Consider the following 11,899-nt stretch of genomic DNA (forward strand, 5'->3'; position numbering starts at 1 on the left):
GTGGCATGGCCTCACGATTCCTGGCAACGCGCGGTCAAGGGTTCGGCCGTCGCTGCCGCGATTTCACCGTCGGTGGCCGTGCTTGGCGCAGCGGCCGGGAACACGACGCGGAGCGTCTGCCGCTTGCCGCGGTCGTCGCGAATGGTCACGGCGCCCTGGAATTCACGCAGCCGCCGCGCCGTCTGGTCGTACGTCAGCGACAGCGCTGGCACGGCGAACGCATACCAGCGGTCGAGTTCAACCGTGAATCTCACGCCGGGGAAGGCGGCTCCCGGCTCCACGCCCGGCACACGTCGGATAACCACGGGAACGGCGGCGAGATCGGCGGGAAGCAGGAAGGCCGTCCGGAGCGGATTGCCGGTGGCCAGTTCGTCCCAACGGCGACGTATGAAACTGTCGAAGCCCGCGTCGGCGACGGAATCGGGCGCCAGGCGTACCTGCGCGCGGCGCTCCCCGGCAGTGCTGCCGGGCTGCCAGTAGACTTCGCGCCCGTCGGGGCCGCTGACCAGTCCTTCACGATATCCGTCGCGCTGGTCCAGGAAATCGAAATCGGGCGAAGCCTCGTTGGCCTGCTGCCAACGCAGACGCTTGCGCGCGAAGGGGCGGCCATCGGCACACCGGTACAGCACCAGCCGCAGACGGCTGTCGCCTTCGGCATAGCGCCAGTGGGTTTCCCGATAGGCGACACGTCCCGTCCGGTCGTAGGCCACGCCGTCGTCGCGGTCCGCTGCCGGGGAAGCGCCAGCGTCCAGAACGAGCGCACAGCCGAGCATGCTCGATGCGGCACGCCGGACGAGGAGCCGGTAAGACAAGGCAAGGGGAATTTTCAAGGGCCGCTACGCTCGCCGGGGTCAGTTGCACTACATACGGTAGCCAGGGGCTTCTGGATGCGCGGTTCTTGCGCAACACCGCGGATGCTTCCGTGGGCGGCCCTCGTCCCGGAGCTTCGCGGCATTGGCCGCAACGCGGGTTGTTTCAGGCGGCGTTTCCTTCTTCCGCTCCGCTCGGCTGGCTGCCGATCAAATCCTTGCGGCACACCTCGTGAACCCGACTCAAGTTGCTCGGCCGCGGTGCTCATTCACAGGGAGCCCGTGCTTGCTGTTCCGCTGCGCAGAAGCACGCCACGGCTAAAGCGCCTCTCGCCGCGCTTGACCGATCCCCTGTCCTGAACGAGCATCCCCCACGCCGCCAGCCGGCGCCGTCGTAGCTCGACGCAAGGGGAACCACCGATGATTCGTCTTACCAGGGCCGCTCTGGGCGCCCTGTCCTTTTGTTTCGCCTTCGCGCCGCTGGCGCTGTCCGCAGCCGAGATCGCCGGAACCCGCCTCGCGGGCGCGGCGGGCGTAAGCGCAACCTCGGCGCAGTTGATGACGCGTCCTGCTGATGCGCCGGTTCCGCCGCCTGCCCTGCTGCGTCAGGCTGGCGCCAGCGCGAACCGGGCGGCGGCCGTGGATACCAGCGCCGCCGCGCGGTGGCCAGCCTCGGCGAAAGCAGTGCCGGGCGGCGACGCACCGGCAGCCCATACGCTGGGGATTGCTTTCGACAGCATTGATGTCGCCGCCGCCGGCCAGATACTGGCCAATCCTTCCGGCGCGGCGGGTCCCACCCAGGTGGTGGTCGCCACCAACGGGCGCCTGCGCAGCTACAGCCGCACCGGCGTGGCCGATGGCGTACTGGATGCTCCGCTCGACAGCTTCTTCGCTCCGGCGATGACGCCGGTGGGCGGCAGCGTGGTGGCGAATTTCGCCAACACGCCGAACGTGCGCTATGACCGCTTTACCGCGCGCTGGATCCTCGCCGCGCTGGACAGCCCCTGCACCGCCGGCGACTGTTCCACGCGGGCGGCGAACCGGGTGCTGCTGGCGGTGAGCGACGCCGCCAGCAATGGCACCCTCTCCGCAGGAACGGTGTGGACCTTCTTCAGCTTCCAGGCGGATACGACGAATACCGCCATCCACCTGTCGCTGGGCGTGGATGTCAACGCGCTGTACATCGGCACAAGCATGCTCAATGGGACGGGCAGCCTGGTCGGCACCAATGGCTACGTGGTGCAGAAAAGCTCGGCCCTCGGCGCCGGACCTATCCTGGTGACGGCCTTCCCCAATCTCGTGAACGGCGGCACCGGTGCGGGGCCGTTCGCACCGCGCGGCGTCGACAACGTCGACCCCGCCGCCGCCGAGGGCTATTTCATCGGCGTGGACAACGCTACTTTCAGCACCCTCATGCTGCGCCGCGTGAGCAATCCCGGCAGCGCCACGCCGACCCTCTCGGCCAACATCGCGCTGACGGTGCCGACCACCACCTTCCCTGCCCGCGTGCCGCACCTGGGCAACACCGGCGGCACCAACGGCCAGCTCGACGGGATCGACGACCGCCTCGGTGCCGCCATCGTACGCAACGGCCGCCTGTGGACGGCGCACAACTTCCGCGTCAACACCACGGGTGTGGCCAGCACGGCAGCGGGCAACCGCGTGGCTGTGCGCTGGTATGAACTGCAGAACCTCACCACCACGCCTACCTTGGTGGAAGCGGGCACCATCTTCGACAATGCCGCCACCAATCCGGCGCAGCACTTCATTCCTACGGCCACCGTGACCGGCCAGGGCCATGCCGTGATGGGATTCACCCGCGCCGGCACGCTGGTGGGCGCCACGCCGGCCTATGCCGGCCGCCTGGCCGGCGACACCCTGGGCACCACCGCGCCCATTGCGACCTTCGGCACCAGCACGGCCAATTACAACCCGCCCGCCGATCCGGGCGGTGCCACCGGCCGCCTCTGGGGCGAGACTTCGGCCACCGTCGTCGACCCCATCGACGACATGACCGTGTGGACCTTCCAGCAATACAACCATGCCCTCAACAGCTGGGCCATCCGTGTGGGCCGGCTCGCCGCGCCGCCGCCGGCGACGCCCACCTGTTCGGGCTCGCCCGTCGCCTTCAACGGCCCCACCGGCAATATCGTGATCAACGCCACCAGCAGCGGCGGCTCCGGCTTCTACGATCCCGGCGCCAACCTGCCGGCGCCGGCGCGGCCCTTCGCCCACCTCACGGCGGCGATGAGCAATGCCACGGTCAACAGCGTCACCTTCAACTCGCCCACCCAGGTCACGCTCAACGTGACTGCAACGGCAGCCGGCCTGCAGAACGTGACGATCACCAATCCCGACGGCCAGAGCGTCACCGCCAACGGCTGCGTGACGGTGAACCTGCCGGCGGCGGACCTCGCCATCACCAAGACCGACGGCGTCACCACAGCCACTCCGGGCGGCAGCGTCACCTACACCATTACAGCCTCGAATCCGGGTGCCGTCGCCGCCACCGGCGCAACAGTGGCCGATACCTTCCCCGCCATCGCCACCTGCACCTGGACCTGCGTCGGTGCCGGCGGCGGCACCTGCACTGCCAGCGGCAGCGGCAATATCAATGACACGGTGAACCTGCCGGCCGGCGCCAGCACCACCTATACCGCCACTTGCACAATCAGCGCCGCGGCAACGGGCACCTTGTCCAACACCGCCTCGGTGACGATCGCCGGGGATCCCGACAGCGCCAACAACAGCGCCACCGATACCGACACACTCACACCCAGCGCCAACCTCGGCATCACCAAGACCGACGGCGTGACGACCGCGACGCCGGGCGGCAGCGTGACCTACACCATCACCGCCTCGAACGCCGGCCCCAGCAACGCGCCCGGCAGCACTGTGGCCGATACCTTCCCCGCCAGCGAAACCTGCACCTGGACTTGCGTCGGTGCCGGCGGCGGCACCTGCACGGCGTCGGGCAGCGGCAACATCAGCAATACGGTGAATCTGCCGGCGGGCGGCAGTGTGACCTATACCGCCAGCTGTGCGATTTCGGCCGCGGCGACGGGCACTTTGTCGAACACCGCCACCGTGGCCGCGCCGGCAGGCGTGACCGATCCGACGCCCGGCAACAATTCGGCCACGGACAGCGACACGCTGAACGCCAGCGCCGACCTGGCCATCACCAAGACCGACGGCGTGACCACGGCAACACCCGGCGGCAGTGTGACCTACACCATCACCGCCTCGAACGCCGGGCCAAGCAATGCGACCGGAGCAACGGTCGCCGACACCTTCCCGGCCAGCGAAACCTGCACCTGGACCTGCGTCGGTGCCGGCGGCGGCACGTGCACCGCATCGGGCAGCGGCACTATCAGCGACAGCACGAATCTGCCCAGCGGCGGCAGCGTGACGTATACCGCGAGCTGCACTATCTCGGCTTCGGCGACGGGCACGTTGTCGAATACCGCCACCGTGGCTGCACCGGCCGGCGTCACCGACCCCGTGCCGGGCAATAACGCGGCGACGGACAGCGACACCTTGAACGCAAGCGCCGACCTGGCGATCACCAAGACCGACGGCGTCACGACAGCAACGCCGGGCGGCAGCGTGACCTATACGATCACCGCCTCGAACGCCGGACCGAGCAATGCGACCGGAGCAACGGTCGCCGACACCTTCCCGGCTTCGCTGACCTGCACCTGGACCTGCGTCGGCGCCGGCGGCGGCACGTGCACCGCATCGGGCAGCGGCAATATCGCCGACACAGTGAACCTGCCCGCGGGCGGCAGCACCACGCATACCGCGAGCTGCACGATTTCCGCCTCGGCCAGCGGTTCGCTGAGCAATACCGCCACGGTCGCGGCACCGGCCGGCGTGACCGATCCGACGCCGGGCAACAACGCGGCCACGGATACCGATGCGCTGGGCGCCAGTGCAGACCTGTCGATCAGCAAGACCGATGGCGTGACTTCGGCCACGCCCGGCGGCAGCGTCACCTACACGATCACCACGAGCAACGCCGGTCCGAGCAACGCCACCGGAGCAACGGTTGCCGACACCTTCCCGGCTTCGCTGACCTGCACCTGGACCTGCGCCGGCACCGGCGGCGGCACCTGTACGGCCAGCGGCAGCGGTAACATCAGCGATACGGTGGATCTGCCGAGCGCCGCTTCCGTCACCTACACGGCGATCTGCGCTATCTCCGCCTCCGCCACCGGCACGTTGACCAATACCGCCACCGTGACCGCGCCGGGCAGCGTCACCGACACCAACCCGGCGAACAACGCCGCCACCGACAGCGACAGCCTCGGCGCCACGGCGGACCTGGCTATCAGCAAGACCGATGGCCTCGCCACGGTCGCCGCAGGCGGCAGCACGACCTACACCATCGTCGCCAGCAATGCCGGCCCGAGCAACGCCGCGGGCGCCACCGTGACCGACACCTTCCCGGCCGGCACAACCTGCACCTGGACCTGCGCCGGTGCCGGCGGCGGCACCTGTACGGCCAGTGGCAGCGGCACTATCAGCGACACGGTGGATCTGCCGAGCGGCGGCAGCGTCGCGTACACCGCGGCGTGTGCGATCTCGGCCGCCGCCAGCGGCACGCTGACCAATACCGCCACGGTGACGGCCCCTGCGGGCACCACCGACCCGACTCCGGGCAACAACAGCGCCACCGATACGGACAGCGTCACCGTCACGCCGCCAGGCGGGGCCATGCTGAGCGGCACCAAGACGGTGAGCGGCAGTTTCGTGGCGGGCACGCACGTGATCTATACCATCGTGCTGAGCAACAGCGGCGCGGGCGCGCAGGGCGACAACACGGGCGATGAGTTCGTCGACACGCTGCCGGCCGGTCTCACTCTCGTCTCCGCCAATGCCACTGCGGGCACCGTCTCCAGCGCGGGCAACACGGTGCGCTGGAATGGCGCGATCCCGGCGGCGGGCAGCGTGACCATCACCATCGCCGCATCGATCAACGCGAATGCAAGCGGCCAGATCATCAACCAGGGCACGCTCAACTACGACAGCGACGGCAACGGCGGCAACGATGCCGCCGCCGTCACAGACGATCCTTTCCGTCCGGGCAGCGCCGACGGCACGGGTTTCGTTGTCGTACCCGTAGCCAGTCCGCCGCTGCCAGTCCCTGCGCTCGATCCTCTGGCGCTGCTGCTGATGCTGCTCGGCCTCGTCGGCCTGGCCTGGCGCCGCTACGCGGCACGGTGTTCCATCTAAAGCCACGCGATCGGCCCGCAGGGGGCATTCGGGGTTATCCATGACAGCAGACACAGCGGAACCATCGGCCGGCGCGCCCGCGATCACGTCGGCCGAATGGCCGGGCGCACTTACGGCCTTGCTCGCCCCCGCAGCTGACGACCAGGGCCGCCTTACCGAGGCGGTCCCGCTCGCGGATGTCGCGCGCTACATTGCCCATGGCGAGCCCGCCGGACTGCCGGCGACCCTGGGCAAGCACGCCGCACTGTCCAAGCTGCTGCTCGACAACAGCGCCACCACCTGGACACGGGCGCTGGAGCCGGTCTATGCACACGTCGCGGCTGTGGCCCCGGCGATGCTGGTGCGCTGGGGCGAGATCGTCGCCGCCGTGCTGGAGAATCCGTATTACTGGTCCGGCGCGCTGCACGTGCCGCCGCGGGCGCGCTGGGCCGAAGCGCTGCTGCATCAGATGATCGGCTGGGCGCGCCTGTGGCCGGAGCGGCCGCTGTACCGGCGCATCACCTCGGTGGTGTTTGAAAACGCCCTCGCCGCCGACGGCCTGCCGCCGTCCGCACTGGTGGTGGCCGCATTCGCGACGCCGCTGGAGCATCACCGGCAGGCGGAGACCTGCGCCAGGGCGGTGGGCGCGCTGTGCGATTTCGGTGCCGCGGCGTTGCGCTATGCGGATCTGATAGTGCCGCACCTTGCGCCCGCCGATGCAGCCCAGCGCCTGCACGTGCTGACCCTGCTGACGCCGCTGACCGCCGAAGCCTTGACGCCCTTTGCCGCGCCGCTGGCCGAGCTGTCATGTGCATCGAGCAAGCAGGTGAGCAGCCTGGCCCAGGGACTGGCCTGGCGGATCATCGACGCTGCCCTGCCCTTCCTGCGCCAGACCGCACTCCGGTCGAAACCCGACCAGCGCGTGCAGGCGCTGCGCTTTCTCGACGATATCGCGCGCCGGCGCAACGATGCGGTACTGCGCGACTTCGTGCGCGACACCACGCGCGCCGACAAGGCTACCTCGGTACAGGCGCTGCTCACGGAATGGGAAGCGCGCGAAGCCGCCGCCCAGGGCCCGGTCAACGCCTATACCGTTCCCGTGATCGACTGGAGCGTGCCGGACGATCCCGCGCTGGCGGCCGTGCTGGATACCTTCTGGCGCGAGGTCGACGACGCCATCGACCAGGGCAATGCCCGGGTCACGCAGGAGAACTACCGCGCGCCGGCGATCACGGCGCAGACACGGCGGCAGCTGCGCGACTACCTCGCCTCGGCCGAGCCCAACCCCACAGCCACCCTAACCCTGCACCACATTGCCGAAAAGGCCGTCCACGGCGCGCTGGAAAATCTGGCGCAACGCGACGGCACATCGCTGGTGCTGCTGCTCAAGCTGTATCGCTTCTTCGAGCTGCTGGTGAATCGTTCTGGCTGGCTGAACCATCACGGCATCGAGGCCGTGGAGAAGCTGCGACGCCGTACCGGCCAGCCGGCGATGCTGGAATACGCGCTCGCGCTGGCCGGACTGGGCGTGCCCACGGACAAGCTGCTGTCTGCGTTCGGCAATGTGCGCGAGCGGATCCGTCCCGGCGAACGCAGCGCCGAGGACCTGTGGCCGTTCTTCGCCCACTACTTGAACGCGGTTGCGCACGAGTTGAAGTGGAAGGTGCAGAACCACCCGACCGCAGACCACAGCGCCCGCTTCCGCGCGCTGGGCCTGCTGCCGCAGGTGCCGCCGGAGCTGGTCGCGTGGCTGCTGGAGATCGCGCTGACCGGCCCCAAGGCGCAGCGCGGCCCTGCCCGGGATGTGCTGGCACGATTGCCCCAGCGCGATGCCCATGTCATCGCCGCGCTGTCGGACGGCAAGGCGGAAGTCCGCGCCGCCGCGGCCGCGTGGATACGCGACCTGGGGCTGGAAGCCGCAGTGCCCGCGCTGGAAAAGGCCGCCAGGACCGAAAAGCAGGAAGCAGCCAAGGGCGCCTTGCTGGAAACGCTGATCGCACTGGGCCGCAGCACAGCGCCCTTCGTCGATCGCAAGGCCCTGGCCAAGGACGCGGAGAAAGCCTGGGCCAAGGGCGCCGGCAAGGAACTCGACGGATTCGACTGGGAAGCATTGCCCCGCGTGACCTGGGCGGATACCGCAGAAGCAGTCGACCCGATACTCATTCGCGGCATGGTCATCCAGGCGGTGAAGCAGAAGACGCCGGAACCGCATGCCCTGCTGCGCCAGTACTGCGCGATGTTCGAACCGCGCAGCCGCGAAGCCCTGGGCCAGCACCTGCTGGAAGCCTGGATCCGCGCTGACACCCGGCCGATCAATGAAGCGCTGGCCCGGCAGTCCGCGCAGGAGCGCGCGCGCGACATGCACCGGTTCATCGCGCAGAACCCGCAGTACTACGCCGGCAGCCCGCAGCTGAACCATACGGTTGAACAGTTATACGATGCGCTGCTGCCGAAATACCTCAGTCAGCCCGAAGGCAGCGCGATCGCCAGCAAGGGCATGCTCGCACTGGCCGCCGCCTGCGCGGGCGGCGGCGCCGTACCGGTGGTGGCGCGCTATCTGAAGGACTATTACGGCACGCGCGCCGCGCATTGCAAGGCGCTGATCGCGATGCTGGCCTGGATCGCGCACCCGACCGCCGTGCAGCTGCTGCTCGCCGTCGGCAACCGCTTCCGCACCAAGGGCATCCAGGAAGAAGCCGCCCTGCAGGTGGAAGCCCTGGCCGAGCGCCGCGGCTGGACCGTGGCCGAACTGGCCGACCGCACGATTCCCGCAGCCGGCTTCGATGAGACAGGCACGATGACCTTGAGCTACGGCGATCGCGAATTCGTCGCACGTTTGCTGCCGGACCTGAGCATCCGGCTGCAGGACAGCGACGGCAAGACGCTCGCCGCCCTGCCCGACCCGCGCAAGGACGATGACGAAGCCCTGGCCAAGGAATCGAAGAAGAGCTGGTCGGAGGCGAAGAAGACCCTGAAGACGACGCTGGCGCAGCAGACCGATCGCTTCTACGAAGCCCTCTGCACCCAGCGCGAATGGCCGTTCGAGGACTGGAAGCGCTATCTCCTGCAGCACCCGATAGCGCGCCACCTGGTGGAATGCCTGGTATGGGCCGTGGTCGAGGGCGGCGAAGTGCGGACGACGTTCCGGCCGCTGGGCGACGGCTCCCTGACCGACATCGACGACAACACGGTCACCGTGGCCGACACGGCCAAGGTGTGCATCGCACATGCTTTCACCCTGCCTGCGGCGCTGGCCGATCGCTGGCAGCAGCACTTGAGCGACTACAAGGTCGTGCCGCTGTTCCCGCTTTTCGGCCGCGGCGTCTACCGCCTGCCGGCCGATCTGCAGCAGGCCCAGGAGCTGAAGGATTTTGAAGGCTACGTATTACCTAATTTCACGTTGCGCAGCCGCGCACAGAAACTGGGCTACGCGCGGGCCAACCACGGCGAAAGCTGGTTCACCGAATACACCAGGACCTATCGCGGCCTTGGCATCACCGCCGTGATCGAATTCAGCGGCAGCAGCTTCCCGGAAGAAAACAAGCCGGTCGCCCTGCTCAGCCTGAAATTCGAGCGCGTCGAAGGAGATTTGCGCGAAAGCCTGACGCTGGGCGAGGTTCCCGGACTGCTGCTGTCGGAGTGTTACCAGGATCTGCGCCAGCTTGCGGCCGAGGGCAAGGGCTTCGATCCGCAGTGGGCGAAAACCTGCGGGGTATGAGGCGGCGCCTGGACCGATGAGTCAGGGCGGCTTTCGCGTCCCTGCCGCCGTCCCGGCGTCACAGCAGCACCAGCCCGACTCGGCTTGCCGTCGCGCCCGTTCTTCGCGGTATTCCTTCCAGCTATATCGCCCCTGATACAAACATCCTTGCTTTTTCGTGTTTTCCACACTGGGCCCATGGTCACGGGGGACTGTGCGCCCGGGATATTCACCATCAACAGCATGTTTTTGGGGAGGAAAACCAATGTACAGAATTCTCGCAGGTATGGTTGCGCTCGGCTTCCTGGGCTCGGCAAGCGCGGCCGGGCTAGACGTCGCCCTGTCCGGACCGCTTGCCAAGAGCGATTACGGCAGCGGCAAGATCCACTACGCATTGACCAACCACACCGGCCGCACCCTGCATGTGCTGCGCTGGCAGACGCCGCTGGACGGCCTTTCCGGCGAGCTGTTCCAGGTGACAAAGAATGGCGAGCCGGTGGCCTATGAAGGCATTCTGGCCATGCGTACGGCGCCGACGGCGGCCGATTACGTCGAGCTGGCACCGGGCGCGACGCTCGCGGCCGAGATCGACCTTACGGCCTACTACGACATGAAAGCGGGCGGCCAGTACGAAGTGCGCTATGCGCGCGATGCGCGCGACGTGATCGCCGAAGTCGCCCAGTCGGCGAAGGGCGGCCTCGATGTGGGCTATCTCGACTTCGACCGCGCCGCAGCGACTTCGATCCACGTCGACACGGCGGTCGATGCGTTCGACGCACCGGCGCTCAAGGCCGGCCCCGGCCTGTTGGCCGCGACCAACAGCTACGAAAGCTGCTCGACCACGCAGAAGAACGCCATGCCCGCGGCGCGCACGCAGGCGACAAGCTACGCGAACAGTTCGCGCAACTACCTCAATGCCGGCAGCACGGGCACGCGCTACACCTGGTGGTTCGGCGCCTACAACGCATCGCGCTATTCGACGGTGCGCTCGAACTTCACGCGCATCTACAACGCGCTGTCGTCGCAGCCGTTCGTGTTCAATTGCACCTGTCCGGCTGCGCCGAGCGCGATTGCGTACGTCTATCCGAACCAGCCGTACCGCATTCACCTGTGCTCGTCGTACTGGGGCTATCCCAATGCCGGCGCGCCCTATTCCAAGGGCAGCATCCTCGTGCACGAGGTCAGCCATTTCGACGTCGTGGCCAATACCGACGATGTGACCTACGGCACGACGAACTCGCACAACCTCGCGCTCAGCAATCCGGCGTCGGCAGCGCGCAATGCCGACAACTACCACTACTTCGCCAACAACGCGAACAACGGCAACTGAGGGCGCTGGCCGGGCCCGGCATATAGCCCGCAGGTACCCGGATCGCACCGCCCGGTTCGCCGGGCGGTGCGGCAACCGCAGACTCCGCTCAACCTCGCATCGTCCGTAGCGCCAACGGCCGGGGCCGTATCGACGCGCGCAGCACTTCATGTCGCCTATGCGCTCCAGCAACCAGACTTGCCCGCGTTCCTGCGGATTCCCCGGCAGAGCCTGGTTGCGCAGTTGTTCATAACGTGTCGAATGCACAAAAGCCGCGCATGGCGTTTGCTCCGCGGATTTCCGTGTATTCCGCGAGAACGGCAGCGACCGGCAAGCACAGGCTCAGGCGCACGCGGCCAATCTTCAGGCTTCCCACCACCCGGAGAACGACATGACGAATGCCGCCGACATCATGAAGCTGGAGCGAGAATTCTGGCAGTCCCTGGTGGACGGGACGCCGAAAAAAGCCGCCGCATTGCTGACCGATACGGCAGCCAGCGTGTCCATGTTCGGCATCCACCATTTCGGCCCGGCCGAATACATCACGATGGCCGAGGAAGGCCCGGCGAAACTTACCGGCTTTTCCTTCTCCCAGGAAAAAGTCCTGTTTCCCGCGGCGGATGTGGCGGTTGCCACCTATGAAGTGGCGCAGACGGTTGAAATGAACGGCCAGCCTCAGGAAATGGTGTGCCTGGACAGCACCACCTGGGTCCGACGCGATGGCCGATGGCTGGCCGCCGTCCATACCGAGACGAACAAGCAGGACAAGCAAGGCCAGCCGTAGCCAGCCGGGTCATTGGCGGTGCGGACCGGCGTGGTTCGCACCGGGCCAGGTCAGGTTATACGCCGCGCCTGCCGGCCCTGCGCGGC

Annotated in this window: 5 protein-coding genes; 4 read left to right on the forward strand and 1 reads right to left on the reverse strand. The window is 67.8% G+C overall.

Annotation, left to right across the window (positions count from 1 at the left end; genetic code table 11):
- Positions 1 to 11: 11 nt before the first annotated feature.
- Complete coding sequence (locus NM961_RS02195) at positions 12 to 830, reverse strand: hypothetical protein (RefSeq protein ID WP_255910749.1); 819 nt, start codon at positions 828 to 830, stop codon at positions 12 to 14.
- Positions 831 to 1,367: 537 nt separating this feature from the next.
- Here NM961_RS02195 and NM961_RS23915 point away from each other — a divergent pair.
- From NM961_RS23915 to NM961_RS02220, 4 genes are all read left to right on the forward strand, one after another.
- Positions 1,368 to 6,044 carry a hypothetical protein gene (locus NM961_RS23915; RefSeq protein WP_305118995.1) on the forward strand — a complete coding sequence of 1,559 codons (4,677 nt, stop codon included), beginning with the start codon at positions 1,368 to 1,370 and terminating at the stop codon, positions 6,042 to 6,044.
- A gap of 40 nt (positions 6,045 to 6,084) precedes the next feature.
- On the forward strand, positions 6,085 to 9,741 hold the full coding sequence (locus tag NM961_RS02210) for a DUF4132 domain-containing protein (RefSeq protein WP_255910752.1): 3,657 nt from the start codon (positions 6,085 to 6,087) through the stop codon (positions 9,739 to 9,741).
- Between the two features lie 244 nt (positions 9,742 to 9,985).
- Positions 9,986 to 11,050, forward strand: a complete 1,065-nt coding sequence (locus NM961_RS02215) for a M35 family metallo-endopeptidase (RefSeq protein ID WP_255910755.1) — start codon at positions 9,986 to 9,988, stop codon at positions 11,048 to 11,050.
- A 370-nt stretch (positions 11,051 to 11,420) separates the two neighbouring features.
- Complete coding sequence (locus NM961_RS02220; protein WP_255910758.1) at positions 11,421 to 11,813, forward strand: nuclear transport factor 2 family protein; 393 nt, start codon at positions 11,421 to 11,423, stop codon at positions 11,811 to 11,813.
- The last annotated feature ends 86 nt before the right edge of the window (positions 11,814 to 11,899 follow it).

The sequence above is a fragment of the Tahibacter harae genome (assembly GCF_024437735.1).
Classification (GTDB): Bacteria; Pseudomonadota; Gammaproteobacteria; order Xanthomonadales; family Rhodanobacteraceae; genus Tahibacter; species Tahibacter harae.

What these genes read in the sequence shown, in the direction of transcription:
- NM961_RS02220 (WP_255910758.1), top strand. Translation starts at nt 11,421, where the DNA reads ATGACGAATGCCGCCGACATCATGAAGCTGGAGCGAGAATTCTGGCAG.
- NM961_RS23915 (WP_305118995.1), top strand. Translation starts at nt 1,368, where the DNA reads ATGACGCGTCCTGCTGATGCGCCGGTTCCGCCGCCTGCCCTGCTGCGT.
- NM961_RS02215 (WP_255910755.1), top strand. Translation starts at nt 9,986, where the DNA reads ATGTACAGAATTCTCGCAGGTATGGTTGCGCTCGGCTTCCTGGGCTCG.
- NM961_RS02210 (WP_255910752.1), top strand. Translation starts at nt 6,085, where the DNA reads ATGACAGCAGACACAGCGGAACCATCGGCCGGCGCGCCCGCGATCACG.